Origin of the sequence: Nocardia paucivorans NBRC 100373 (assembly GCF_000308675.1) — a bacterium.
GTDB lineage: Bacteria > Actinomycetota > Actinomycetes > Mycobacteriales > Mycobacteriaceae > Nocardia > Nocardia paucivorans.
On sequence record NZ_BAGE01000046.1, the window covers coordinates 279,115 to 304,911 of the forward strand.

The 25,797-nt window shown below is 66.3% G+C and carries 30 protein-coding genes; 13 read left to right on the forward strand and 17 right to left on the reverse strand.

The window, feature by feature from the left end; translation table 11 throughout:
- Window positions 1-17 precede the first annotated feature (17 nt).
- Window positions 18-1,919: a translational GTPase TypA gene (typA, locus tag ON32_RS17045; RefSeq protein WP_040791884.1), complete on the reverse strand. Its 1,902-nt coding sequence runs from the start codon at window positions 1,917-1,919 to the stop codon at window positions 18-20.
- 150 nt (window positions 1,920-2,069) lie between these two features.
- Here typA and ON32_RS29345 point away from each other — a divergent pair, with 150 nt between their 5' ends.
- Window positions 2,070-2,246 carry a hypothetical protein gene (locus tag ON32_RS29345; protein WP_085995210.1) on the forward strand — a complete coding sequence of 59 codons (177 nt, stop codon included), beginning with the start codon at window positions 2,070-2,072 and terminating at the stop codon, window positions 2,244-2,246.
- 95 nt (window positions 2,247-2,341) lie between these two features.
- Window positions 2,342-2,659, forward strand: a complete 318-nt coding sequence (locus ON32_RS17055; protein WP_040791886.1) for a 4a-hydroxytetrahydrobiopterin dehydratase — start codon at window positions 2,342-2,344, stop codon at window positions 2,657-2,659.
- On the opposite strand, the gene ON32_RS17060 is transcribed toward ON32_RS17055, so the two are convergent.
- Entirely contained in the window at window positions 2,577-3,839 is a 1,263-nt protein-coding gene (locus ON32_RS17060) for a mannosyltransferase (protein WP_051133340.1), read from the reverse strand. The two genes, ON32_RS17055 and ON32_RS17060, sit on opposite strands and share 83 nt — an antisense overlap.
- A 506-nt stretch (window positions 3,840-4,345) precedes the next feature.
- Here ON32_RS17060 and ON32_RS17065 point away from each other — a divergent pair.
- The gene (locus ON32_RS17065) at window positions 4,346-5,140 is read left to right on the forward strand and encodes an Rv1157c family protein (protein WP_040791887.1); all 795 of its coding nucleotides are present in this window, start codon (window positions 4,346-4,348) and stop codon (window positions 5,138-5,140) included.
- Between the two features lie 114 nt (window positions 5,141-5,254).
- Window positions 5,255-5,617 carry a hypothetical protein gene (locus tag ON32_RS17070; RefSeq protein ID WP_051133341.1) on the forward strand — a complete coding sequence of 121 codons (363 nt, stop codon included), beginning with the start codon at window positions 5,255-5,257 and terminating at the stop codon, window positions 5,615-5,617.
- A 78-nt stretch (window positions 5,618-5,695) separates the two neighbouring features.
- Here the strand turns inward: ON32_RS17070 and ON32_RS17075 are convergent, their stop codons facing one another.
- From ON32_RS17075 to ON32_RS17085, 3 genes are all read right to left on the reverse strand, one after another.
- Entirely contained in the window at window positions 5,696-6,421 is a 726-nt protein-coding gene (locus ON32_RS17075; protein WP_040791888.1) for a DUF1906 domain-containing protein, read from the reverse strand.
- Between the two features lie 172 nt (window positions 6,422-6,593).
- On the reverse strand, window positions 6,594-7,730 hold the full coding sequence (locus ON32_RS17080) for a hypothetical protein (RefSeq protein WP_245551108.1): 1,137 nt from the start codon (window positions 7,728-7,730) through the stop codon (window positions 6,594-6,596).
- Window positions 7,731-7,846: 116 nt separating this feature from the next.
- Complete coding sequence (locus ON32_RS17085) at window positions 7,847-8,428, reverse strand: CHAP domain-containing protein (protein ID WP_040791995.1); 582 nt, start codon at window positions 8,426-8,428, stop codon at window positions 7,847-7,849.
- Between the two features lie 212 nt (window positions 8,429-8,640).
- Between ON32_RS17085 and ON32_RS17090 the strand changes: the two genes are divergently transcribed.
- The 6 genes from ON32_RS17090 (at window position 8,641) to ON32_RS17115 (ending at window position 13,471) form a co-directional block, all read left to right on the forward strand.
- Complete coding sequence (locus ON32_RS17090) at window positions 8,641-9,144, forward strand: MarR family winged helix-turn-helix transcriptional regulator (protein ID WP_083874589.1); 504 nt, start codon at window positions 8,641-8,643, stop codon at window positions 9,142-9,144.
- A gap of 98 nt (window positions 9,145-9,242) precedes the next feature.
- On the forward strand, window positions 9,243-9,893 hold the full coding sequence (locus ON32_RS17095; RefSeq protein WP_040791997.1) for an ABC transporter permease: 651 nt from the start codon (window positions 9,243-9,245) through the stop codon (window positions 9,891-9,893).
- Window positions 9,886-11,061 (forward strand): ATP-binding cassette domain-containing protein, encoded by a 1,176-nt coding sequence (locus ON32_RS17100; RefSeq protein ID WP_040791889.1) that lies wholly within the window; start codon window positions 9,886-9,888, stop codon window positions 11,059-11,061. Before ON32_RS17095 ends, ON32_RS17100 begins: the two co-directional genes overlap by 8 nt.
- Complete coding sequence (locus ON32_RS17105) at window positions 11,058-11,834, forward strand: ABC transporter permease (RefSeq protein WP_040791890.1); 777 nt, start codon at window positions 11,058-11,060, stop codon at window positions 11,832-11,834. The genes ON32_RS17100 and ON32_RS17105 overlap by 4 nt, the downstream gene beginning before the upstream one ends.
- The gene (locus ON32_RS17110) at window positions 11,831-12,829 is read left to right on the forward strand and encodes a glycine betaine ABC transporter substrate-binding protein (protein ID WP_040791891.1); all 999 of its coding nucleotides are present in this window, start codon (window positions 11,831-11,833) and stop codon (window positions 12,827-12,829) included. Before ON32_RS17105 ends, ON32_RS17110 begins: the two co-directional genes overlap by 4 nt.
- Window positions 12,830-12,889: 60 nt before the next feature.
- Window positions 12,890-13,471, forward strand: a complete 582-nt coding sequence (locus tag ON32_RS17115) for a TerD family protein (RefSeq protein ID WP_040791998.1) — start codon at window positions 12,890-12,892, stop codon at window positions 13,469-13,471.
- A 42-nt stretch (window positions 13,472-13,513) separates the two neighbouring features.
- Here the strand turns inward: ON32_RS17115 and ON32_RS17120 are convergent, their stop codons facing one another.
- From ON32_RS17120 to ON32_RS17125, 3 genes are all read right to left on the reverse strand, one after another.
- Complete coding sequence (locus tag ON32_RS17120) at window positions 13,514-13,921, reverse strand: TIGR03668 family PPOX class F420-dependent oxidoreductase (RefSeq protein ID WP_040791999.1); 408 nt, start codon at window positions 13,919-13,921, stop codon at window positions 13,514-13,516.
- Window positions 13,922-14,117: 196 nt separating this feature from the next.
- Entirely contained in the window at window positions 14,118-14,291 is a 174-nt protein-coding gene (locus ON32_RS28905) for a hypothetical protein (protein ID WP_157224215.1), read from the reverse strand.
- Between the two features lie 126 nt (window positions 14,292-14,417).
- On the reverse strand, window positions 14,418-14,837 hold the full coding sequence (locus ON32_RS17125; protein ID WP_040791892.1) for a cupin domain-containing protein: 420 nt from the start codon (window positions 14,835-14,837) through the stop codon (window positions 14,418-14,420).
- 52 nt (window positions 14,838-14,889) lie between these two features.
- Here ON32_RS17125 and ON32_RS17130 point away from each other — a divergent pair, with 52 nt between their 5' ends.
- Complete coding sequence (locus ON32_RS17130; protein ID WP_085995211.1) at window positions 14,890-15,960, forward strand: GlxA family transcriptional regulator; 1,071 nt, start codon at window positions 14,890-14,892, stop codon at window positions 15,958-15,960.
- Here ON32_RS17130 and ON32_RS17135 read toward each other — a convergent pair.
- On the reverse strand, window positions 15,897-16,925 hold the full coding sequence (locus tag ON32_RS17135; protein WP_040791893.1) for an NAD(P)H-dependent flavin oxidoreductase: 1,029 nt from the start codon (window positions 16,923-16,925) through the stop codon (window positions 15,897-15,899). The two genes, ON32_RS17130 and ON32_RS17135, sit on opposite strands and share 64 nt — an antisense overlap.
- Before the next feature lie 88 nt (window positions 16,926-17,013).
- Complete coding sequence (locus ON32_RS17140; RefSeq protein ID WP_157224216.1) at window positions 17,014-17,808, reverse strand: hypothetical protein; 795 nt, start codon at window positions 17,806-17,808, stop codon at window positions 17,014-17,016.
- Window positions 17,809-18,163: 355 nt separating this feature from the next.
- On the opposite strand from ON32_RS17140, the gene lexA reads away from it, so the two are divergent.
- Window positions 18,164-18,808, forward strand: a complete 645-nt coding sequence (lexA, locus tag ON32_RS17145) for a transcriptional repressor LexA (RefSeq protein ID WP_040791895.1) — start codon at window positions 18,164-18,166, stop codon at window positions 18,806-18,808.
- Between the two features lie 11 nt (window positions 18,809-18,819).
- On the opposite strand, the gene ON32_RS17150 is transcribed toward lexA, so the two are convergent.
- Window positions 18,820-19,695 (reverse strand): bile acid:sodium symporter family protein, encoded by an 876-nt coding sequence (locus ON32_RS17150; RefSeq protein ID WP_040791896.1) that lies wholly within the window; start codon window positions 19,693-19,695, stop codon window positions 18,820-18,822.
- 142 nt (window positions 19,696-19,837) lie between these two features.
- On the opposite strand from ON32_RS17150, the gene ON32_RS17155 reads away from it, so the two are divergent.
- Window positions 19,838-20,206: a DUF1330 domain-containing protein gene (locus ON32_RS17155; protein ID WP_040791897.1), complete on the forward strand. Its 369-nt coding sequence runs from the start codon at window positions 19,838-19,840 to the stop codon at window positions 20,204-20,206.
- Window positions 20,207-20,216: 10 nt separating this feature from the next.
- Here ON32_RS17155 and ON32_RS17160 read toward each other — a convergent pair whose 3' ends face one another.
- From ON32_RS17160 to ON32_RS17185, 6 genes are all read right to left on the reverse strand, one after another.
- Window positions 20,217-20,984, reverse strand: a complete 768-nt coding sequence (locus tag ON32_RS17160) for an SAM-dependent methyltransferase (protein ID WP_245551110.1) — start codon at window positions 20,982-20,984, stop codon at window positions 20,217-20,219.
- Between the two features lie 93 nt (window positions 20,985-21,077).
- Entirely contained in the window at window positions 21,078-22,064 is a 987-nt protein-coding gene (locus tag ON32_RS17165; protein WP_040791898.1) for a glycine betaine ABC transporter substrate-binding protein, read from the reverse strand.
- Complete coding sequence (locus ON32_RS17170) at window positions 22,061-22,798, reverse strand: ABC transporter permease (protein ID WP_040791899.1); 738 nt, start codon at window positions 22,796-22,798, stop codon at window positions 22,061-22,063. Before ON32_RS17170 ends, ON32_RS17165 begins: the two co-directional genes overlap by 4 nt.
- The gene (locus ON32_RS17175; protein WP_051133344.1) at window positions 22,795-24,075 is read right to left on the reverse strand and encodes an ABC transporter ATP-binding protein; all 1,281 of its coding nucleotides are present in this window, start codon (window positions 24,073-24,075) and stop codon (window positions 22,795-22,797) included. The genes ON32_RS17170 and ON32_RS17175 overlap by 4 nt, the downstream gene beginning before the upstream one ends.
- Window positions 24,075-24,716 carry an ABC transporter permease gene (locus ON32_RS17180; RefSeq protein WP_040791900.1) on the reverse strand — a complete coding sequence of 214 codons (642 nt, stop codon included), beginning with the start codon at window positions 24,714-24,716 and terminating at the stop codon, window positions 24,075-24,077. The genes ON32_RS17175 and ON32_RS17180 overlap by 1 nt, the downstream gene beginning before the upstream one ends.
- A 139-nt stretch (window positions 24,717-24,855) precedes the next feature.
- On the reverse strand, window positions 24,856-25,794 hold the full coding sequence (locus ON32_RS17185; RefSeq protein WP_040791901.1) for a TauD/TfdA dioxygenase family protein: 939 nt from the start codon (window positions 25,792-25,794) through the stop codon (window positions 24,856-24,858).
- Window positions 25,795-25,797 lie beyond the last annotated feature (3 nt).

Below are 25,797 nucleotides of genomic sequence, written 5' to 3' on the forward strand. Positions count from 1 at the left end.
GGGCGACGAAGGCGGCCCTACAGTGCCGCCGCGCGGTCACGGGCCTTACGGCGGGACAGTTCCCGGGCCCGCTCGGTGGCACTCAGGGTCACCTTGCGCACCCGCACCACTTCCGGGGTCACCTCCACGCATTCGTCGGCGGCGCAGAACTCCATGGCGCTCTCCAGATCCAACTGCAGCGGTTTGGCCAGGGTCTCCATCACATCGGCGGTGGAAGAGCGCATATTGGTGAGCTTCTTCTCCCGGGTGACATTGATATCGAGGTCCTCCGCCCGCGGATTGATCCCCACGACCATGCCCTCGTAGGTCTCCGCACCCGGTTCCACGAAGAACTGGCCGCGATCGGCGAGCTGGATCATGGCGAACGGGGTCACCGTGCCCGCACGGTCGGAGACCAACGATCCGGTGTGCCGGGCCCGGATCTCCCCGGCCCACGGCGCATACCCGTGCGATACGGCGTTGGCGATACCGGTGCCGCGGGTTTCGGTGAGGAAATCGGTGCGGAAGCCGATGAGTCCACGGGAGGGCACGATGAACTCCATCCGCACCCATCCCGCGGCGTGGTTGGTCATCTGCACCATCTTGCCCTTGCGGTTGGCCAGCAGCTGGGTGATCGCGCCCAGGTATTCGTCCGGGCAGTCGATGGTGAGCTCCTCATACGGCTCGTACACCTTGCCGTCCACCTGACGGGTCACCACCTGCGGTTTCCCGACGGTCAGCTCGAACCCTTCGCGCCGCATGGTCTCCACCAGCACGGCCAACGCCAGTTCACCACGGCCCTGCACCTCCCAGGCGTCCGGGCGACCGATGTCGAGCACCCGCAGCGAGACATTGCCGACCAGTTCCTGATCGAGCCGGGCCTTCACCATGCGCGCGGTGAGTTTGTGTCCCGGCACCCGGCCCGCCAGCGGCGAGGTGTTGGTGCCGATGACCACCGAGATGGCGGGCTCGTCCACGGTGATCCGCGGCAGCGCCACCGGGTTGTCCGGGTCGGCGAGGGTATCGCCGATCATGATGTCCGGGATGCCGGCGACCGCGACGATATCGCCCGCCACCGCGACCTCACCCGGTTTCCGCTCCACCCCGACCGTCTGCAGCAGTTCGGTGATCTTGACGTTCTTCACACCGTCGCCGTGCATCCACGCCACGGTCTGTCCCTTGCGCAGCTCACCGTTGTGCACCCGCACCAGCGCCAACCGTCCCAGAAACGCGGAGGCGTCCAGGTTGGTGACATGCGCTTGCAGGGGTGCGGTCGGGTCGCCCTTGGGCGCCGGGATGTGCTCGAGCAGCACATCGAACAGGGCGTCCAGATTCTCCGCGGCAGGGGCGCTGCCGTTTTCCGGGCGCTCCTTGGCGGCCTTGCCCTCGCGACCGGACGCGTACAGCACCGGCAGGTCCAGCGCGAGTTCGGCGGCCTCGGCGGCCTCGTCGTCCAGGTCGGAGGCCAGATCCAACAACAGGTCGTGGCTTTCCTCCACGACCTCCGCGATCCGGGCGTCGGGCCGGTCGGTCTTGTTCACCACCAGGATCACCGGCAAGCAGGCGGCCAGGGCCTTGCGCAGGACGAACCGGGTCTGCGGCAGCGGCCCCTCGGAGGCGTCGACCAACAGCACCACACCGTCGACCATGGACAGTCCCCGCTCCACTTCGCCGCCGAAATCGGCGTGGCCCGGGGTATCGATGACATTGATGACGGTGACGCTGCCGTCCGGGTGGTGCCGGTGGACGGCGGTGTTCTTGGCGAGAATGGTGATGCCCTTCTCGCGTTCCAGATCACCGGAGTCCATCACGCGATCGACCGGCTCGACCCGCTCGGCGAACGCTCCCGACTGCCGCAACATGGCGTCGACCAGCGTCGTCTTTCCGTGGTCTACGTGGGCCACGATGGCGACGTTGCGAAAATCGCGTGCAGACGACACGCCGGTTCCTCCTGCTGTTGGCTTGTGCTGTTCGGCCGGACCCTGCGACAGGGGAGACTCGAACTCACCGGGCATCGCGGCCTGTTACACCCTACCGGGAGCGCCGCACCTACCTTCCGGTGCATGTCGGTTAGGGTAAGCTAACCTTCCATGGGCAAGGTCAAGGCGAAAGAGGTCGCACGTCTCGAGCCGAAGAAGAAATGCTGTCGCAAGAAGACGCGCTGCGTGAAATGCCCTGTCGTCATTATGCGGATGAAACGCCTGGAAGCCGCGGGCGTCACCGGCAAAGAGTTGAAAAAGGGACTGAAGAAAGCGCGCGCGGCCTGAGCGTCCACCGCTTCCGTCCCCGCGCGTCGCGCATATGACGATCGGGCCGTACGGCATCGGGTATGAAGTCCCCATGCCGTGGTATCCCGGCCACTATGACCGCTCAGCTGCTCACCGACGCCGAAATCGCCGAAGCACTCGATTCGCTGCCCGAGTGGACCCGCTCCGGCAATGCCATCACCCGCACCGTGCGGGCGGCCTCGTTCCCCGCGGGGATAGAACTGGTGCGCCGAGTGGCCGAAGCCGCCGAAGCCGCCGATCACCACCCCGATATCGATATCCGCTGGCGCAATATCACCTTCACCCTGTCCACTCACGCCGTAGGCGGACTCACGGAACGGGACGTGGCTCTGGCTCGGCAGATAGATCGGCTGGTCGATCGACCCGATCCGACCGACGGCCCGACCGGATGATCCAGGCGTAGAACGCCAGCACACCGATCACATCGACCGCCCCCAACCAGGACAGAATCCCCGGCCGGGAAATCGTCCAGATCGAGTCCTGGAAGAACGACAGCACCCACGGCGCTCCCACGAGGGCGGTGAGCAGCCAATAACCGGCCAGGATCCGCGCCCCCGGTATCGACCGATACGGCCCGTACACCAGCCACAGCACGGTGGGCAACAGCCAGCCCCAGTGGTGCGACCACGAGATGGGCGAGATCATCAGCCCGAACAACTGCACCACCACCAGGGTGCCCAGCAGATCGTCCCGGCGCAGTGCGCGCCAGGCGAACCAGGCCATCGCCGTGGTCAGCGCGACACCCGCCAACCACCAGGGGCCGGTCTCCACATCGGTGCCGAGCAGGCGGCTCAGCGTCCCGCGCAACGACTGGTTCCACACCGAACCCACGGGTCCGATCCGGTCGGCGTCGCCGAGCAGGGTGCCGAAATACCGTCGGGTCTCCGCGGGCGCGAGCAGAAAGCTGAGCCCCACGGTGGCAGCGAAGACCACCGCCGACCACAGTGCCGTGACCCAGCGCCGCCGGGCCGCGAAGTACAGCCCGCTGATCGCGGGGGTCAGCTTTATCCCGGCCACAACGCCGACCAGCGATCCGGAGAGCCACCATCGACTGCTGCGGACCGCCAGCATGACACCGAGCATCAGGAAGACATTGACCTGTCCGTAGTCGATGGTGGTGCGCACCGGCTCCAGCCACAATCCGACCGCCGTCCAGGCCACGATCGCCGTGCGCCGATGCGGCCGACGCGCCTCCTCGGGCCCCAACAGCAATTCGAACGCGATCCGCACCACCCAGTACAGGGCCGCCGCGATGGCCAGTAGCCACAACACCGCCACCAGGGTGAACGGCAGATAGTGCAGCGGGAAGAACACCACCGCGGCGAATGGCGGATAGGTGAACGGCAGCGGGAAGTCCGGGGTCTTCTCCGCGTAGGTGAAGTCGTAGAGGTGTTCGGTCAGCAGCGCGGCCGAGCCGTCCACGTAGACGTGCAAGTCCACCAGGTTCATCCCGTTGGGCGCCAACAGCATCCACAGCATGCGCACCAGCACGGTCAAACCCAGTGCCGCGACGGCAAAACGGAAGGGTGCGGCGGACGGACGGCTATCGGTCCGGGCGCGGGACTGGTTCACTACACGGGCTTTCGAGTCGGGCCGTCGGCCGGACCCGCATGGGTGGGCGATTCGGCGACAGGTGCTTCCGGCTCGCACTACCTTAGCCGTGGTCGATGACGTCACCTTCGGCGGCGCGGTGCCGTGTCCTCCGAAACCGCTTTCGGCGGTACCGTGCGGAGCCGTCACGACCTGGGGTCTTCCCCCTTTCCACACCACCGCCGCAATCGGGCCGATCTCGACATCAGGGCAGCTCCATCGGAGTCGACTCTCGTTCCCGGGACGAATTTTTGTGATGGGATCGAAGCAGACGGTATCGATCTCTGTGATCGGTATGAAATAACATTTGCATCAATACTCACAGCAATCACACAGGTCACACCCTGGAGTGCTATACCACAGATGGGTAACGGTCGCGAACCCGGCCCCGACGCTGTACAACGCGCAAGGAGGTCCTTAGAGTGACCCCGAAACGACGGTATTTCAGCGTCGCTCCGATGTACCACGAGGTAAGGACGGCTAGACCAGTGCTTCGCACCCGAGGATCGCGGATCGCATTGTCCGCGCTCGTTATCGCCGCGAGCGCCTCCCTCGCGGCGCCGACCACGGCCGTCGCGGCCCCGGCACCCACAGCGTCGGTGAACAGTGTTCCCATGGTGCCCGAAGGCGTCCCCGTGGACGCTCTGGTCTCCCTGGCTCCCGTTATCGCGGATGCGATCGCGGCCCCCGCTCCGGCAGGAGAGATCGCCGCGCCGGGGAGCACCCAGGCGCTGATCCTGGACCAGGCCCGCCGGCTGCTCGCCACGGTGCCGCTGCCGCCGCAGATCAAGTCCACTCTGGAACGTGTCATCACCTTCCTGGACGGAAGCGGTGGCGGCGGCGTGGAGGTCCCGCAGGACGGACCGGCCATTGCCCAGTTCCTCTACCCGACCGTGGGTCAGGACTGCATCGCCCCTTCCGGTGATTCGGTCGGAACCGCGCTCGCCGTCCCGGGTCCCGCGCAGCTCCCGCCGCCCGGCCCGGCCGCGGGGCAGACCGGCTTCGTGTTCACCGCGCTCGGCACCGACCGGCCGACCGCGACCCAGAATCCACCGATGACCGTGCAGTGGCGCAATCTGGACACCGGTGCCTCAGGTGTCCAGCCGCTGACCACCGAGGCCAATATCAACCCCGATGGCCCGGCCACCCTGTCGGCGATCGCCGACACCGGCCGCGGTCGGATCGTGGCCGTTATCGGCGGCTCGCTGACCACTCAGGTCGAGGACGGCTCGGCGCGCACCTGCTCCTTCGTGCCGACCCTCGGGTTCTTCACGGTCGCCTGACAACATTCGGATATCTGGGCCCCGCGAGCGATACGCTCGCGGGGCCCATATCGGTATACGGAGATCTGCCCGGCCCCCTCCCGAGCCTTCCATCACTGTGGTAAACCGGGACCCATGGCCGCTCCCGAGATCCCCACGAAGCCCCGCCCCGGTCCACACCGCGGCCGACATTCCCACCGATCGATTCTTTCCATTCGTTCGGAGGGGTCGATCCTGTCCATCGGCTCGGCGTATTCGATCCTGTCCATCGGCAGTGTCGGCTCGATCCTGTCGATCGGTTCCATCGGATCGTTCGCCTCGGTCATCTCGTCCGGCTCGTTCCTCAGCATCGGCTCGGCCCTGTCCGGGCTGTCCCGGTGGTCGCTGCTGTCCTGGATGGGCAACCACCACTCCCCCGAGAGCCGTCCCTCCCTACGAGTGGTTCCCGAGGACGAGCCCGACCTGCGCGTCGCTTCCACCTGTCACTGCCAGACCTGAGGAACCGCTGCGCCGAGCCCGACCCGGCGGGCTCATCCACCCCGGACGATCATGCGACGGGGTGCGGTCGGCGGATGGTTACCAGGCGCCGTATTCCGGGGTGAGGATCTCGTTCACGTCGACTCCGACACCATCGACGGTGCGGCGGTCGATTTCGACCTGATGCAGATGGGCGGCCGGATGGACGAACCCCGCGGGAGTGCCCCAGTTGTGCTGCCAATACCAGGAACCCACGCCGGCGAGCCGGGCGAGTTCGATGGTCGGCGCGTTGGCATAGACGCCGGTGTTCTCCCGACCCAGGACCGACTGCCAACCCTGTAGATAGGGCAGGATCAACGTGGCGAAATCGATCGGATTCGGGTTGTCATCGATGGAGGCGTAGATCGGCCGTCCCGGCGGACCACCCGCGGCGCGATGCAGTTCCAGACCGCGCTCGGCATGCCGCTTCCCGGCCTCGTGCCCGCCCCGCCAGTCCGCCGTCGGCCCCTTGCCGTACTGATAGCAGGAAACGATCCGCAATCCTGCCGCCCGCAGCGCCTCCACTTCGGCGCTCTGTACCGGTTTGCCCCGCATCCATTCGGCGCCGGGCCGACGATCCGACACATAGCGAATCACCCCGACATGGCCGGCTTCCTTGATGGCCGACGCGGCGGGCACTCCGGCCGAATAGTCGAGCAGGGTGCCGAAGGGACGGGCGGCGGCGGGCGACGAACCGACCGCCGCTCCCGCGGTGCCGACCACCGCACCTATCGCGGCCGCCGTGGTGTATCCGAAAAGAGCACGCCGAGACAGAGCGGATCGCATCGCAGGACTCCTTCGCGCACAACCGAATGGAACGGCAACAGCGTGCCCGGCGCGCCTTCCCCAAAGCGCCGCGCGCCGGGTGCCTCGAACGTGAGCCTATTTCACCATATTCACATAGGTAACTCCAGAACCATCCATTACACGCGCAACACAAAAGTGGATGGGGCCGGGCTCATAGCAGTCGATCGATTCGTTCGGCCACATCGACGGTGCGTCCCGTCGGGTCCGCCAATTCTCGTTCCACGAATCGCACCACCTGACCGATGACCTGTTTCTTGATCTTGGCCACCGCCCCGAGCGCGGCCGCGCGTAATCCGTCCGCCGCGAATTCCATATGGATATCGGCGGGAGCGGGAGGTTCGGCCTCGACCACGATCCACAACGGCGCGGCGGCACGGGCGGTGAGCACCAACGGAATGGCCAACTCGGCGCGATAGTGATTGGCCTTGAGCACATCGACGGTGATGTCCAGCGATACCGGAACCAGCAGATCGAACTGGACCGCGGTGGTATCGACCACATCGGTGGATATCACCGGCACGGATCGTTCGGACAGTTCCGGAGCCCCGATTTCACCGTGCACCTCGACCTGCGCCGACGCCCGAGGCCCGGTGCGGAACGGCCCCACCGCGATACCGCGCCCGGAAAGCCGTCCCACCACTTCGAACACCCGCTCGCGGGTGACGATTCGCGGAAAGAACCGCCGACCGAACTCGGCGTAGTCGATCCAGTCGAATTCGGTGCGGGTGCGATGTTCGGAGCGGACACCCGCGACAATGGCCTCGATATCGTAGATCCGCCGGCGCCGCGTCGACGGGTCGGCGAGCAGGGCGTTCACCCGCTTGGCGATTTCCCGCCGCAGACGTCCCGCGATCGGATCGAGCAGCCATTCGCTCTTCGAATCCTCGGCGCGGGCGCGCAGCACCACGTTCACATCGTCCGGGTGGACCCGAGGGATATCGATGACGATCAGCAGTGGGTCGGCGGTACGGGCATGCAGGGTGAGACCGACGAACACACCCGCCTCCACCCGCAGTTTCTTGCCACCCACCAACACCTTCAAGGTGAGAAACGCCGGAATCCGGGTGTCGAAGACGACCTCCGGGCCGCGGCGAACGACCTCGGGCCTGCCCAACCTGCCCTCGGCGACGAACCCCGCGAGACCGGCCGGGCCCAGCGAGAACGGGCCGATCGTGAGCCCGCGGTCGGTGATACCGGCAATGGCGGCCTCGATCCGCCGCACCGTCACCGCCTGGGCGACGAAACGTTCACCGAACTCGGGGTAGTCGATCCAAATCGGCTCGTCCACAGCGATCGGTTCCAATACGCGCTCCGAGACCCTCACCTCCCACGAACTGCTCGTCACAGTACGCGATAACGATGACGCGGGTCGCGGGCCCGTCCGTGCTCATGGCGCGAATGCGCCTACAGCCGTCCGAAGCCGACAATGGTGGGCACCTCACTCGGAGCGAATCGGTGGATTCGGATGGCATCGTGCTCGTTGCCGCCGATCGTGGTCATCCGGTCGCCGTCGATGCGGAGCACGATATTGGCGTGTTGCCCGAACGGGCTGTTCGGAGCGTAGAGCACCACGTCCCCGGTGCGGGGACGGTAACCCGTTCCGGCCGCCTCGAATCTGCCGGTGCTCTCGTAGTACTCCTGCAGGGTGTAGACACCCGGTATCCGCCACGAGCCGGAGTTCGGGTTCGACAACGGCGCGCCCGCCGATCGCATCACCCAACTGACGAAATCGGCGCACCACGGCTCCACCACGCCCTCGGCGTATTTCACTCCCGCTCCCGGAGCGGCGTATTCGACGGCGGCGATCTCGACGATTCGGGCCTGTAGCGGTTCGAGCGTCGCGGGATCGATGGCGGGAAATTCGAGCAGCCGTTCTCCGACGATCGCCTCGTCGGCACCGCGCTGCCCCCACCAGTGCGCACCGACCACCCCCACAACGACCAGACCGACCACCACTGCGAATGCGATGAGCAGCCGATTCGTCACCGGCGTGGACCGGCGCGACGCCGATGTGCCGGTATCCCGATAAGGAGCCACCGTCTTGGACTTTCCCCACCCCATTCGACCCTCCGAGGTCCTCACCACGCCGAACCGACGGTGTCGACCCGAAAGTCGACCCGTGAATGGCCATGCATATTACATACTCTATGTATAATACATTATTTGAATCCGCCGAAGACAGACGGGATAGTGAGCAGATGTCCGATTCGGGTGTTTCCGCCGCCACGGCCACCGCAAACCCGGGCGACACGGTTTTGTCCCGGCTTTCGCTGGAACTGACCCTGCTGTCCCGGCATTTCCCGGCCACCCGCCGCAACCCGGGCTGCCGACTCGATCGCTCGGCGTTCTTGATCCTGACCCGCCTTCGCCTCGGGGAACCGCTCACCCTGCGCGAACTGGCCGAGACGTTCAAACTCGACATCTCGACGATCAACCGCCAGGTGGGTGCCATGCTCGAACAAGGACTGGTCGACCGGGTTCCCGACCCCGAGGGCGGGATAGCGCGCAAGATCCGTCCCAGCGCCAAAGGATTGGAACTGCTGGCGGGCGATCTCGCCCAGAACCACCGCGGACTCGAGAAGGTCGTCGCCGACTGGCCGGCCGAAGACGTCGAACAGTTGAGCCGGCTGGTCGAGCGATTCAACGAATCCGTCGAACGGCTCGAGCACAATCCGTGGCCCCGCCCCGGCCGGGACCGGTAGCCCGGCGCTTCCACGCCGACCCGGGTTCGCGCACAGCCTGTTTCCGCCGTCCGTCGCCCATTACACTGACCGGGACCGAACCGGGAGGTGAGGGCGCCCTGGACACCCTGTGGAACTTCGTCGTCGACCGGCGCTACCAATTACTCACCGACTCCTACCTCCACGTCTCGGCGGTGGTGCAGTCGGTGGCGGTGGCCACGCTGATCGCGGTGCTGCTGGGTATCGGTGTCCACCGCAGTCCGCTCGGCTCCGCACTGGCCACGGCCACGGCGAGCACCGTGCTCACCATTCCGTCGTTCGCCCTGTTGGGCCTGCTGATTCCCCTACTCGGTCTCGGGGTGGCACCGACCGTCACCGCCATGGTGCTGTACGCCCTGCTGCCGATTCTGCGCAATACCATCGTCGGGCTGACCGCCGTCGATCCCGCGGTCACCGACGCCGCCCGCGGGGTCGGAATGAACCGGTTGCGAATTCTCACCGTCATCGAACTCCCCCTGGCCTGGCCGTCGATCCTCACCGGAATCCGCATCAGCACCCAGATGCTGATGGGCATCCTCGCCATCGCCGCCTATGCCAAAGGCCCAGGTCTGGGCAATCTGATCTTCTCCGGACTCTCCCGACTGGGTACGCCGAACGCGATACCGCAGGCACTGACCGGCACGGTGCTCATCGTCACCTCGGCCCTCCTGCTGGACGGCATCCTGGTGCTGCTGGGCCGAGCGACCACCTCGAGGGGAATCCGTGACTGATTCCGAACCCGTATCCGGTGTCGAGATCGTGCTCGACTCGGTCACCAAACACTATCCGGGACAACCCCGACCGGCGGTGGACACCGTGAGCATGACCATCCCGGCCGGACAGATCGTGGTGTTGGTCGGCCCCTCGGGTTGCGGCAAGACCACCACCATGCGGATGATCAACCGCCTCATCGAACCCACCTCCGGCACCATCGGCATCGGCGGCACCGACATCATGTCCCTCGACGCCGACGAACTACGCCGCGGAATCGGCTATTCCATCCAACAGGCAGGCCTGTTCCCGCATATGACGGTCGGCCGCAATATCGCCACCGTGCCGAAACTGCTCGGCTGGGAACGCGACCGCATCGCGGCACGTGTGGACGAGATGCTGGAGCTGGTCGGCCTGCCCCCGCACGAGTTCCGGGATCGGTACCCCCGGCAGCTTTCCGGCGGCCAACAGCAGCGCGTCGGGGTGGCGCGGGCACTGGCCGCCGACCCGCCGGTGCTGTTGATGGACGAGCCGTTCGGCGCCGTCGACCCGGTCACCCGCGGGCTCCTCCAGGACGAATTGCTGCGCTTGCAGTCGGAGCTGCGCAAAACGATCGTCTTCGTCACCCACGATTTCAACGAGGCGGTCAAACTCGGGGACCGTATCGCGGTGTTGGGCGCACGGTCCCGGATCCGCCAATACGACACGCCCGCCGCGATCCTCGCCGCCCCGGCCGACGAAACGGTCGCCGAGTTCATCGGCACCGATGCCTCCCTCAAACAACTAACCCTCGCCCGAGTGGGTGATATCGAACTCGACCGTTGCCCCACCGTGCTCGAGGGCGAACCGGTCGAGGTCCTGCGTCGCGCACTCGGCAACACCGGCCGATCCCCCGTGCTCGTCCTGGATTCCGAACACCGACCCCGGCGCTGGGTTTCGGCGTCGGAAACGAGTGGCGGTGAATCCGTGCGCACCGCCGGCGACCCGGTGGGCGAGCCGATATCCGTCCGGGACACGCTCCAGGACGCCCTGGAAGCGCTGTTGCGGGAAAGCGCCGCCCGCGCGATCGTCACCGACACCGCCGGCCGATACGTCGGCGTGGTCACCATCGACCTGCTGGTGGGGCATCTGGCCCGGCAGCGGGCCGAACACGCCGCCGACCGGACGCCCGTGGGACGGACGCCATGACCGCGCCCGGCTCGGTCCGGACCGTTCCCCGGGCGGCACAACGCCGCGCGGAACGGTTACGGCTGCTGCTGCAACCGGCGCTGGCCCTCGCCCTGGCGGTGGGGGTGCTGGTGTGGGCTTTCGCCCGCGACCTCACCGCCACTCAACGGGCGAGCCTGCGCCCGGGCACCATCGCGACCGTCACCTGGCAGCATGTGCTGATCACCGTCACGGTGGTGGCCATCGTCCTGGTCGTCGCGGTTCCCCTGGGCACAATGCTGACCCGACCGGGATACCGCCGACTCGCTCCGCTTTTCGTCGGAGTCGCCAATATCGGCGCGGCCGCCCCGGCCATCGGTCTGATCGTGCTGTTCTACCTGGTCACCGAAACCACCGGTTTCTGGATCGGGGTGGCGCCCATCGCCTTCTACTCGCTGCTGCCGGTGCTGCGCAATACGATCCTCGGATATCGGCAGGTGGATCCCGCTCTCATCGATGCCGGTCGTGGGCAGGGCATGTCCTCGGCCATGGTGCTGCGCCGGATCGAGTTCCCGCTCGCCATCCCCTACATCCTGGCCGGGCTGCGCACCTCCCTGGTGCTCGCTGTCGGCACCGCCACCCTGTCGTTCCTGGTGAGCGCGGGCGGGCTGGGCATCCTCATCGACACCGGTTACAAACTGCGCGACACCGTGACGCTGATGGTGGGCGCCGTACTCGCCGTCGCCCTGGCGCTGCTGGTGGACTGGTTGGGGGCCCTGGCCGAAGAATTCCTCGGACCGCGAGGGCTGCGATGAGCGGCCGATCCCGGCGCAGCGCCGCCTTCGGCACGGTAGCCGTCGTCCTCTACGCCCTGGCGACCCTCCTCACCGGCTGCGGCCTCGAATCCGGTGGCGCCGTTCCGCTGCGAGTCGGCCCGGGCAGTATCCGGCCGGTTCCGGAGTTGACGGGCGTCCCGATCACCGTGGGTTCCAAGGATTTCACCGAACAGAACATCCTCGGCTATCTCATCGAGTTCGCCATGGTCGCCGCCGGGGCCGATGTCCGCGACCTCACCGATATCCAGGGCTCCAACAGTCTGCGCGATGCGCAGCTGCACGGTCAGATCGATCTCGCCTACGACTACACCGGCACCGGCTGGATGAACTATCTCGGCAACGAAATCCCCGTGGCCGGCGAGCTCGGTCAGTTCGAAGCCGTCCGCGATGCCGACCTGGCCGCGCACGGCATGGTGTGGACGGCCATGGCCCCCATGAACAACACCTACGCCCTGGTCACCAACCGGACCACCGCCGAAACCACCGGTGTGCGCACCCTCTCCGACTATGCCCACCTGGTGAATTCCGACGCCGAGGCCGCGGCAACCTGCGTCGGCACCGAATTCAATGTCCGGCAGGACGGTTTCCCCGGTATGGCGCGGAAATACGGTATCGACGAGAACACCGTGCGCAAATACATCATCCAGGACGCCCTCGTCTACACCTCCGTGGCCGACGGCCGCCGCTGCCGTTTCGGTTCGGTGGCCGTCACCGACGGACGTATCCCCGCCCTCGACCTGGTCGTACTCGACGACGATCTGGGCCATTTCCCCAAATACAATGCGGCCCTGGTCATGCGTGCCGACTTCGCCGCCGCCCATCCCCGGGTCGCCGAGGTCATGGCGCCCGTCTCCGCACGGCTCACCAACGCGGCCATCACCGAACTCAACCGTCAGGTCGATGTCGAGGGTCGCGAACCGGCGGAGGTGGCGCGCGACTGGATGGTGGCGCAGGGATTCGTCACCGCGCGATGAGTTCCCGTCCCACCGGCCGACCCCCGACCGGTGTTCGACGATGCCCGGTACTGTGAACTCATGATCACGCTCAAGAAAGAAGACGGTGCAGCGGATCTCGCGGGGATTACCAAGCTGAGTGTCGGAGTGAGCTGGGACCCGTCCGCGGGCACCAGCGGCGGAGCGCTCGGCTGGGCACGTCGTAAGCGCGGGGTGGACCTGGATCTGATCGCCATCCTCATGCAGGGCAGCGAGCCGGTGCGCTTCGCCGGACTCGATTCGCTCGACCCCCTGGGCAATGGCGCGGTCCTGCACACCGGTGACGAACAGACCGGCGCCGCGTCCGGCGACGACGAAACCGTGCACGTCACCTTCGCGGACGTTCCGAGCGCCATCGACTCCATCATCTTCGTCGCCGCGGCCTTCAAGAGGGGTTCCTCGTTCGACAAGGCGAACAACATCTCGTTCAAGATCTACGACTCCACCGGTGGCAGCAGCCAGCAGGTCGCCGATATCTGGCCGTCGCTGCTCGGCAACGACAACGCCAATGCCGTCGCTCGCGCCTTCCGCAACGGCAATGTCTGGCAGCTCGAGGTGCTCAACCGCAAGGGCAAGATCAAGCAGGGCGACAAACAGGCCCTGCTGCGCTTCGCGATGGCCTGAGCGGCAACCGGTGCGACCGACACCCGAGCCGTCCGGGCGGCGTCAACCGGCCGACCAGCCCAACCAACGCGTAACCCGGATCGCGAGCACCGGACCCGGCGGCGGCTGGGTCCGGTACACCGGGTAGCGCGCGGTCAGCTGCTCCACGGCCGTGCGCGCCTCATCGGCCTCGACCAATCGCGCCGTACCGTCGGCGCGCACCCACCACAGCCGATCCCAGTCCTCGCTGTAATGGTCGACCAGTACGGCCACATTCGGATTCGCCGCAATGTTCTCCAACCGACGTAACGCGGTTGTCGACTTGGGTTTGGCGTCGACACTCGTATAGACGATGTCGCCGACCGCTGCGAAAACGATGGGCACGAGATGCGGATTCCCGCTCCGGGTGACCGTCGCCAGTCGCGCCACCCGCCCTTGGGCGAAACGCTCTCGCGCCTGTTCTTCGCTCAACCGCACAACGCCGCCCTCCTACCGGGTCGCCCCCACACCATGGTCGCGCATCCCGACAATGTCGGTCCCGCTACCTCGGGCTACATCGTGCCCTTCACCGATGCGTTCAGCCCCGACGAATCGCGGCCCGGAATTCATCGGCATGTGGCCCCTTCACCTGAAAAGCAACCGTCGCAGGCGATAGAGGTCCATGCGCTCACCGCGCCGGTCCGGGAACAATGGACCGGGCCGATTCGCGCAGATCATCGAGGGTGAACGTATTACGTCCGAGCCGTTGCCGGCGAACGGCGAGAGGCGATGGCGGAGAGTCGAGAATCGCGCACAGCAACTCCCCCACCCCCAACCAATTGTGTCCTGTCTCGGCGGCCATGACACCAGCCGCTGGAGCGCTGCATGAGAATCCTGTCACTGTGACAGTTGTTTCGTCGCCGCGATGCGCCCGGTCCACGCAGCGCACCATCGTGGCGATCGAAGCACGTGAACCACCACGTCCGCGCTATCGGTCCGCGACGGCAGGAGGTTCGCCGGCAAGTGTCCCGGTGGTGGAGGTGATGTGCTCGGGAATCTCACCCGCATAGTCGCCCGTGGTGAGTGTGCCGGACGGTTCGAACAGCATCAATGTCGCACCGTCGTCCGAGACCGGGCGGTGTTCGGCGCCCCGGGGGACGACGAAGACGTCGTTTCGTCCGAGTCGGACACAGCGCTCGGGTCGGCCCGTCTCGCGCAGATGGATGTCGAGCGCTCCGTCGAGCACGAGGAACAGCTCGTCGGTATCGCCGTGCGCGTGCCAGACATACTCGCCACGCACTTTGACGAGTCGAATGTCCCAGTCGTTGACCCGGGTGAGGATACGCGGATTCCACAGATCGTCGAAGGAGGCGAGAACTCGGTCGATATTCGAGGTCGAAGACTGCATAGGCTCATGCTGACGTTTGCCCACCCATCTTCGACAGTGCGATAAATAGCATATGTCGAAAGAATCCTCGCACCCCCGGCGCCACCGCATGGTGGCGCTCGTCGACGAGGGTTCGAACCCGTTCGAGCTGGCGTGCATCACCGAGGTGTTCGGTATCGACCGCCCCGAAGCCGGTGGAATGCTGTACGACTTCCGGCTCTGCGCCCGGAAAACGGGTGTGCGGATGCGGCAGAACTTCTTCACCATGACCGGAATAGCGGGCCTGGATGCCCTCGACGAGGCCGATACCGTCATCGTGCCGAACCGCCCCGATACCGCCGTCCCGCACCATCCGGCGGTACTGACCGCGATCGCCCGCGCCCACGACCGCGGCGCGCGTCTCGTCGGCATGTGCAGCGGCGCCTTCACCCTCGCCGAGGCCGGTGTCCTGTCCGGGCGCCGGGCGACACTTCACTGGCAGTGGGCCGACGAATTCCGCCGCCGCTTCCCCGACGTCGTGGTGGACGAAGAAGTCCTGTTCGTCGACGACGGCGATATCCTCACCTCGGCGGGCAGCGCCGCCGCGCTCGACCTCGCCCTGTATATCGTGGGCCGAGACCACGGCGCCGATATCGCGACGACCGTGGCCCGCCGCCTCGTTTTCGCAGCCCACCGGCCCGGCGGTCAACGACAGTTCATCGAACGCCCGGTGCCGCGCGGCGACGGATCATCGCTGGACACGGCCTTGGCCTGGGCCGAACACCACGCGACCGAACCCCTCACCGTGAAGGACATCGCACGGCGGGCCGCGATGAGCCCGGCCACCCTGCATCGTAGGTTCCGCGCGGAACTCGGCCATACCCCATTGGAATGGTTGTCCTCGATACGGCTCGCGCACGCGCGTCGACTCCTGGAAACCACCACCCTGTCGGTCGAGCAGGTCGCGTCGGCCAGCGGCCTGGGCACGCCCGCGAACCTGCGTGCCCGTCTCGCCGCCGAGACCGGACTTTCACCGACCGCATACCGCAGGCAGTTCCGCACCCCCACACGGTCGGCACGTGATGCTCCCGCCGACCATGGTCAAGCGCGCGCCTCTTCCCACAGCCGCCGCACGATCGACGCGGCCGAATCCGGTACCGCGTGACGGAACGTGGTACCGGCCCACAATGCCATATCCTCGGCGTTCCCCTGCTCGGCGGCCGCCGCGCGCAGCGGACTCGTGAGATGGTGCACCTGCGGATACGCCGCGGGCGCCGAACGGTCGTAGGTCTCGATGAAAGTGTTCGCCAATCCTCGGGCGGGTCGCCCGGAGAAGGCCCGCGTCACCACCGTACGGGTGTATCGCGGGTCGCCGAGCGCGTCCTTGTGCGCCCGCTTCGCCCCGGATTCGGGGGTGCGGAGGAATACGGTGCCGAGCTGGACCGCCACCGCCCCGTATGCGAGCGCTTCGACGATCTGTCTTCCGGTGCCGATCCCACCGGCCGCTATCACCGGCACCGGAGACCACGGGACGATCTCGCCGAGCAACTCGGGCAGCGGCGTCGTGCCCGGTTCGTCCTCCACCCGGAATGTGGCGCGATGCCCGCCCGCGTCCGGTCCCTGCACACACAGCGCGTCGACCCGGGCGTCCACCGCGGCATGGGCCTCCTCGGGAGCGGTCACGGTCGCGACCACCGCGCAACCGGCGTCGTGGAGCCTGTGGATCGTCTCCGCCGGTGGCAGACCGAAGGTCAGCGATACCACCGGTACGCGGTGCTCGACCAGCAGCGCTATCTTCTCGGCGAACCAATCGTCATCGCGTTCGCGGATCGGCGGTGGTTCGACCCCGTACCGCTGGGTGGTTTCGCGCAACCGCGACCGGTATTCCTCGACGACGCGCAGATCCCAGGAATTCTCCTGGGGAACGAAGACGTTCACACCGAACGGCCTGTCCGTACGCGTGCCTACCTCGCGGATCTGGGCGTCCAATGCCGCCGGGGTCTTGTATCCGGCGGCCAGGAACCCCAACCCTCCCGCTTCGCAGACGTGCACGACCAGGTCCGGAGTCGAGGGACCCCCCGCCATCGGGGCAGCGATCAGCGGAATCTCGAGTTCGCCGAACTGGAACATAGCGCCTCCCTCTATTCGTACTATCGCCCCGGTCTCCATCGGTCGGTGTTCGAAGCGGACATCCTCGCCCACAACCCGTGAAGTCGGCTCACCAGGGGCCGCGTCCGAAGATGACGTCGAACTTCGTCGAACTCTCGAACACGGGATTGCCGTCCTTATCCCGCATGTCGTACATGGCCTTCGTCAATTCATCGATGGTTGTCTCCTGCACGGCATCCGACACCGCGGCATACGACTGAGTATTCTCGTCCCAGGTCAACGGGTTTTTCGGCACATTCCAGAAGGAATACACCTCAGGGGAGCCATCCTTCCCCGTACGGCCGGTGGCCATTGTGATGTGGTCGGCACTTGCGTTCCATATGACAATATCGCCGCGTTGCGGCCGTGGATCGGACGGTTTCCCGGTGTAATGGTGACGCTCCCCCGGGATCAACCGGTCCGCTATGCGATGGCCCCATGCCTCGGCGTTTTCATCGCTTCTCGTACCGTCCGGGCGCCGCACCGGTTCGAACAGGTCGCATAGTTGATGTTTGTTCAACGCGCCGGCCATGGCCGCCGCATAACCGATCATCTCCCCACAGTTCAGGCCGTAGTACTCGTTCAATGGCGCGAGGGGACCCTCTCGGCCCAGCCATGGCTCGAATTTCCGATAGCCCTGCTGCCAAAGCCTGTGGTCGTAGTTCGTCCACAGAGCCTTCTTTCGGGTATGGAGAAGCGTTTCGAGTACGTCCGCAACCCGCGACGGGACGTCCGCTGTATGCCCTTGCACAGGAGACTCGAACTCTTTCCCGGGGTATTTTCTGGCAATCTCCCAGTAGGGCTCGCGGTAGACGGGAGTCTCGGGGACGCGCATCTGTCGGGCATTGACCAGATCGCCACCCACCAATGTGTTCCATCCCTGGCGCATCTCTCTGGCTATCGCGTCGGTGCTTCGATAATGCATACGACTCACCCCGTCGACAACGGCGTTGACACGCCGTAGAAGCTCAGCAGTAACCGTTCCCCGGCAAAGGTTGGGCACGAGGCCAAGAATAGGAGCGATTCGAACAAACCCACCATGAGGGCAAGCCAATAGCAGCCCTGTGTGACCGATCGACCCGGAAGAAACTCTCCTCGCCACCGAACGGCTTCCAACCGGCCGACCACGATTCGTCGCTGCCCGGTACACCGCTTTGCCGGATCGTCCGGACAACGCCGTCGTCTTCGACCGTGACGGTACCCATGCATAGGATTCCCCGGTGACCGAATTCGACCACCTCGACACCTCGACGCTGCCGCCGCGTCAGCGACGCATCCTGGCCACTATTCAGGATTGGGTGGTCCGCCACGGTTATGCGCCGAGCAACCGGCAGATCGCCGACGCGGTGGGATTGCGTTCGTCCGCCACGGTGTCCAAACATCTGAAAAGCCTGGAGGAGCGCGGATTCCTGCGCCGGGGCCCAGGGGTGTCCCGGCCGATGGATGTGCGACTGTTCCTGCACGCGGCCGAAACCCGGCGACCCGAAACCGATGCGGTCGCGGTCCCGGTGGTGGGTGATATCGCGGCCGGTGCCCCCATCCTCGCCGAGGAACACCTCGACGACGTGCTCACCCTGCCGCGCGATCTCGTCGGCCGTGGCATCCTGTTCGGCCTGCGGGTGCGCGGTGATTCGATGGTCGACGCCGCCATCTGCGACGGCGATATCGTGGTGATCAGACAGCAGCCCGAGGCACATTCGGGTGAGATCGTGGCCGCCATGCTGGACGGGGAGGCCACGGTGAAGGTCTACCGTCGCCGCAACGGTCACGTCTATCTGGAGCCGCGCAACCCCGCCTACGAGGTCATCGATGGTGATCGCGCGGTGGTGCTCGGCAAGGTCGTCTCGGTGATGCGTCGCGTCTGAGCCCGGCCCGATCAGGCCGTGAGCGCGGGTGCGCCGCGTCGGGTCCGGGCGAACAGGAAGGCCGCGATCGCGGCCGGAATGTTCATCAGGAATCCGTACAGACCCGCGGGCACGGCCATCGTCTCGTTGTCGAGCACGGTGGTGGCGATGGTGATCGCCAGCGCCGCATTGTGCACGCCGATCTCCATCCCGGCGGCGATCGCGTCCTCGCGCACCACCCCGAACGCCCGCGGCACCAGATAGCCGACCAGCAGACTGCATACGCACAGTAGTAGGGCGAGCACCCCCAACTCACCGATATGACCGGTGACGGTGTCGAATTCGGAGACCAGCGCCGCCACCACGACCAGCACCAACACCACCGCGGCGGCGATCTTCACCGTCGACTGTCGGCGGGCCGCCCAGTCGGGAAACCGCCATCGCACCGTCATACCCGCCGCCACCGGCACCAGGACGACGGCGAACACCTGCACGACTTTCGCCGGTTGCAGCCCGATCGTGGCGCCGTCGTCGAGGAAGACCGCGCTCGACACACCCACCACCACGGGCAGGGTGAACACCGCGAGCACCGAGTTGACCGCGGTGAGGGTGATGTTCAGCGCCACATTGCCGCCGGCGATATGACTGAACAGATTCGCGGAGGTACCACCGGGAGAGGCGACGAGCAGCATCATCCCGACGGCGAGAACACCGTCGAGCCCGAACAGCCGAACCAACCCGAAACAGATCACCGGCAGAACGAGCAGCTGACACACCAGGGCGAGGAGGGTGAGTTTCGGATACTTCGCCACACGGACGAAATCGGCGACCGTCAGGGTGAGCCCGAGCCCGAACATCACGATGCCGAGTGCGAGCGGTAAGGCGACCGCGAAAAGCGTTGAACCCATACACCATCCTCCCGACGGCCGAGTCTGGTCCGCCGCGGCGGACCCCGTCAAACCGGACGCACCGCCGACCCCGGCGATGACCGGGAACGGTGGCCGGGATCATAGGATGGGCATATCCGCCCCTAGGCCAGAGAGGTGACAGATGGCCATCGATCCCACCGGACAAGACCTGAAGCAGTTACTCGCCGACGATCCCGGCGGGCCGGTCGTCATGCTCAACCTCTTGCGGTTCGCCCCCGACGGGAAGCAGGCATACCGGGAATACACCCGTGCCGCGGCCCCTTTCCTGGAGCGGTACGGCGGCGAGGTGCTCTACTCCGGGGAGGGTTCCACCGCATTGGTGGCCGAGGACGGCCAGGCCTGGGACGCCGTGCTGCTCGTGCGCTATCCGAGCCGGGAGGCGTTCTCCCGTATGGTCGCCGATCCCGGCTATCAGGAGATCACCGAGCTGCGCCGGCAGGCACTCACCGAGGCCGTCCTACAGGCCACCGTCCCGACGTTCCCGAAGTAGCCCGGCCGGGTCAGGGCTTCCGCGCGACGGCCGCGTAGCCGGGGACCTTCGCGTCCATCGACCTCGGCGGCTCGATCGGGGCCCGCCACCGGTGGATGGGCACGACACCGGGTTCGAGCAGGTCCAGTCCGTCGAAGAACCGGGCGATCTCGTCCCTGGGACGGGGTTGGCAGTACAGTCCGCGCTCCCGGTACACGGCCTCCGTCGCCGCGACTCCCTCGGGATCGAAATCGCCGGTCAAATGCGTTATCGCCAGATAGGAACCCGGCGCCAGCGCGTCCAGCAGGGTGGCGGTGACCTCGTATGCTCCCGGAACGAAGTTCAGCAGGGCGATCATCGACAGTGCGACCGGTTCGTCGAAGTCGAGGGTGCGGCGGGCTGCCTCGAGGATTTCCTCCGGTCGGGTCGCGTCGGCCTGGATGTAGTCGGTGCGACCTTCGGGGGTGCCGACCATGAGGGCACGGGCGTGGGCGAGCACGATCGGATCGTTGTCCACATACACGACCCGCGCGTCGGGCACCTGTTCCTGGGCGATTTGGTGCAGGTTGGGCTCGGTGGGGATGCCCGTACCGATATCGAGGAACTGGCGGACACCGGCCTCGCCGGCGAGATACCGCGTCACCCGGTGGATGAATTTCCGATTCTCCTGAGCGGCCACACGCACATCGGGCATCGCCGCCAGCACCTTCTCGGCGGCTTCGGCGTCCACCGGGTAGTGATCCTTGCCCCCGAGGTAGTAGTCGTACATCCGAGCGATGTGCGGTTCATTCGGTCTCAAATCGGAAATACGCTCCACACTGCTCAACATACAAGAACCACAATGGTTTCGAACAGGTTCGAAACCCGGCGGCATCGTGGAGGGCGAGGCCGGCTAGGCGATCAGTCGCTCGCTCTTCAGCCAGTCGTAGGCCACGTCGGCGGGGTCCTGCCCGTCGATGTCGACGCGGGCGTTGAGTTCTCGCATCAGTTCATCGGTGAGGCGCTCGGAAATCGTCGCGAGGAGAGGGCGCAGTCGTGGATAGCGGTCCAGGATCTCGCCGCGCACCACCGCCGTGCCGCTATAGGGCAGGAAGAATTCCCGATCGTCGTCGAGGACGATCAGGTTCAGGTTTTCGATCCGTCCGTCGGTGGTGTAGACCATACCGAAATTGCAGGGGGCCCCTTTCGCCGTCGCCGGGTAGACGACACCGGCGTCCATACGCGTGACATTGCCGGCCGGCACACCGGCGGGGTCGTTGTAGGGGATCCCGTATTCCCGCAGCATCGGCACGAAACCATCGGATCGACTGAAGAATTCGTCGTCCACGCAGAAGGTGCGTTCGCCGACGGGCAGCGCGGCCACATCGGACAGGGATCGCACCTTCAGCCGCTCGGCCGTCGGGGTGGACGCGGCGAACGCGTAGGTGTTGTCGAAATTCGCGGGGGCGAGCCACTCCAGGTTGTGCTCGCTTTTCTCGATATCGTGCACGCGCTGCCAGAGTTCCCGCGGATCCGAGATCGTCTCGGTTCGGTTGTGGTAGTTGACCCACCCGGTTCCGGTGTACTCCCAGAGCACATCGGCGTCACCGTTGAGCTGAGCCTGACGGGACGAGGCCGAACCCGGCGCCCCGGTCAGATCCGTGACGGCGGCGCCGGCCGCGGCCAGATAGGTCGCGGTGATCTTGCCCAGCAGTACGCCCTCGGTGAAGCTTTTCGAGGTGACGACCAGCTTCGCGCCGTCCAGTGGTCGTGTGTCATCGGGCAGCCGCGCATCGTGAAACGTCCCCGACGAACTCACCAGACCGCATCCGACGAGCATCGCCATTGTCGTGACGAATACGGAGAGCGCGGTCACCATCCGCGTCCGGGACGCGCTCATACGGCACCTCGCGGGGTCGCGACCAACTCGACGAGCCGACCGAGCCAATCGATGGTCAACGCCAGCAACCCGACCAGGATCGCGCCGGAGACCAACAGTTTGGGCAGGAAGAGGGTGACACCGGTGGTGATCAACGTGCCGAGGCCGGGTGCGCCGATGAATGTGCTCAATGTCGCGGTGCCCACCAGGATCACCAGGGCGGTGCGCACCCCGTTGAGGATCACCGGCACCGCGAGCGGCAGTTCGACCTGGAACAGCGTCCGGGTGCCGGAGAAGCCGATACCGCGCGCCGCCTCGATCGTGCGCCGGTCCACCTGCCGCAAACCGACAATCGTGTTCTGCAGGATCGGCAGGACCGCGTACACGACCAAACCCACGATCGCCGTGCGGAAACCGGTGCCCAACCAGAAGGTGAACAGGACCAGCAACCCGACCGCCGGCGCGGCCTGACCGATATTGGCGATATTGACGACGAGCGGCTCGAGCCGCCGCAATGCGGGGCGGGTCAGCGCGATCCCCAGGGGAATCGCAATGGCGACCACGATCACCGTGGCCACCACGGTCAGTTCGAGGTGATCGAGGATGGTGGTCCGCAGATTGGCCCAGCCGAGGGCCGCCCGTTCCGTCGGGGTGAAGGTGGTGGACCGGTACCAGAGGATGTAGCCGATACCGATGACGGCGATGACGAGCGGTTCGAACCAGACATCGATCGGGAGGCGACGCAACCGGCTCATGACCGTCGACCCGATTCGCGTTCGTCATCGGCGATGATCGGGGTCGGCGTCGGATCGGTTCCGTCGATATGGGTCGCGTACGAGACCGTGTCCTTTCCGTCGCGCGTCTCGGCGAGTTTGTCCCGGATCATCTCGGTCACCGCGCCGATGCCGAGTGAGCCGATCACCGCGCCGCGGCCGTCGGTGACGAGGGTCGCGCCCTGACTGGTCGCGAGCATGACATCGAGAGCGTCGTTGAGGGTCGACGAGCGTGTGACGACGGGTAACCGCCGGTCGAGGAAATCGGAGATCTCCGGTTTGGTGGCCACCTCCGCGAGGGTGGGCCACGAACGCGGCCGTCCATCCTCGTCGACGACGACCACCCAGGTGTGCCCGGCGGACCGGGCGCGTTCGATCACGGTACGCGCCGGCTCGCCGACCTGGGCGGTGGTCACCGCGTCGCAGGCGATATCGCGCACCCGGGATACGGTCAGATACGCCAGTTTCGCGCCGGAACCCACGAATTCCTCCACGAACGGGGTGGCCGGTGCGGTGAGAATCTCCGCCGGTGGCGCGTATTGCTCGATATGACCCCCTTCGGACAGGATGAGCACCTTGTCGCCGAGTTTGGTGGCCTCCTCGAAATCGTGCGTGACGATCACGATGGTCTTACCCAGTTCCTGCTGGATCGCCAGCAGACTGTCCTGCAGGCGGGCCCGGGTGATCGGGTCGACCGCGCCGAACGGCTCGTCCATGAGCAGGACCGGTGGGTCCGCCGCGAGCGCGCGGGCGACACCGACCCGCTGCTGCTGGCCCCCGGACATGTCCTTGGGCAGCCGATCGGCGAAGGCGTCGGGGTCGAGACCCACCAGATCGAGCAGATATTCGACACGGTCGGCGATTCGCTTCCGATCCCATCCGAGCACGCGCGGAACGGCCCCGATATTCCGGGCGACCGTCCAGTGCGGGAACAACCCACCGGATTGGATGACATACCCGATCGATTGCCGCAACCGGTCGGGGTGTTCCCGGGTGACATCGCGCCCGCCGATGAGGATTCGCCCCTCGGTCGGCTCGATCAGCCGGTTGATCATTTTGAGGGTGGTCGTCTTACCGCAGCCGGACGGTCCGACGAACGCGACGATATCGCCCGCCTCGATTTCCAGGTCGAGTCGTTCGACCGCCGGTCGTTGTTGGCCCTTGTACCGTTTGACGACCGAATCCAGGGTGATGGACGCACCGGTCACCGTGCGTTGTGGTGTCGTCGGCTCGGGGCGACCGGCCACGGTATCGGCCATCACAGTCCCTTCGCGATCGTGAGGCGTCCGAGGAGGACGAGAAGCGCGTCGAACACCAACGCGACGAGGACGATGAGAACGGTGCCCGTCACGGCCATCTCCAGGGCGTTCACCCCGCCGAGCCGGGAAAGACCGTTGAAGATCAACGATCCGAGGCCCGGCCCCAGCACATAGGCGACCACGGCGGCCACACCGACGATCATCTGGGTCGACACCCGGATACCGGTGAGGATCACCGGCCAGGCGATCGGCAGTTCGACGGTCAGCAGAATGCGCCATCGGGAGAAACCGATACCGCGCGCCGATTCGACGACCGAGGCGGGCACCGACCGCAGACCCACGATCGCATTGCCGGTCACCGGCAGCGCCGCGAAGAACGCCAACATGAGAAACGACGGAACCACACCCAGACCGAACGGAACCAACAGCAGTGCCAGCAGCGCCAACGAGGGAATTGTCAACGCGACCCGGCTCGAGGTCAGGGTGAGCGCGGACAACAGCGGTAGCCGATAGACCGCCACCGCGACGAATACGGCGATCACGGTGCCGACCAGGACGGTCTGGAAGGCCAGGGAGGCGTGCTGGTAGGTGAGGAACACCAGAACTTCTCCCCGTCCTCGGACATAACTCCACAGATCCACGGCATTCCCCTCGTCAGCCGACGCCGGCGGGCGCTCGACCGCGCGTGCGCACCGGACGCGCGAGCCGTCGCGAAGTGATCGAAGGCATGGGGCTCGCTCCTTCGGACGGGTCGGCGACCGGGCCGCCCGCCAGGGAAGGCTAGGCCGCCCGAATCGGCGGGTCAACGGTCGAGTAATGCTCGGCGTTGCCCGCGATCACGGTGCTCGGCACCCCGTCGACACCGACGGGAATCTCACCGGCCAAGGTGATGCGGGTCAGTTTGCGGTGTTCCCTGCCGTCGTAGTCGTCCACGGCGTAGTGCTGGGTGGCGCGGTTGTCCCATACTGCGACATCACCCAATGCCCAGTTCCAGCGGGTGGTGTGTTCCAGACGGGTCACTCGATCCTGGAACAACCGCAGCAGCGCCTGCGACTCGCTATGGGGCAGGCCCACGATCTCCTTCACGAAGCCGCCCAACAGCAGGGCGCGTTCACCGGTCTCCGGGTGCACCTCCACCACGGGATGCTCGGTTTCGAAATACGTGGATTCGAATTCGCGCCGGTAGGCCCGAATGGTCTCGTCCACGTGGTCTTCGGCGGTGGCGGCGTAGTCGTACAGGTTGGTGTGCCGCGCGCGCAGCCCCTCGGCCAACCGCTTCAACGGCTCCGGCAGCGAGTTGTACGCCGCCACGGTCGAGGCCCAGGTGGTGGAGCCGCCGTAAGCGGGCAGTGTGACCGCGCGCAGAATGGACGCCTTCGGCACGCGATCGACGAAGGTGACATCGGTATGCCAGCTGTTGGAGCGACCGTGGTGGGAATCGATGGCCAGGCTCTTCGCTCCCGCCGAGGTGACGGTGGGGTGCGGAGCGGTCGGGCGGCCGAGCAGCCGCGCGAACTCGTACTGCCCTTCCTCGGTCAGGTGGTGCTGCCCGCGGAAGAAGATCACCTTGTGCTCGTGGAGTGCCGCGCGGATGGCGGCGACGGTCTCCGGGGCCAGGTCACCGCCCAGCCGGACCCCATTGATCCGAGCGCCGATATGGGTGCCGAGCCTGACCACCTCCACGGCGATCTCGGTGCCGGCGATGTGGTCGACGGGCATATC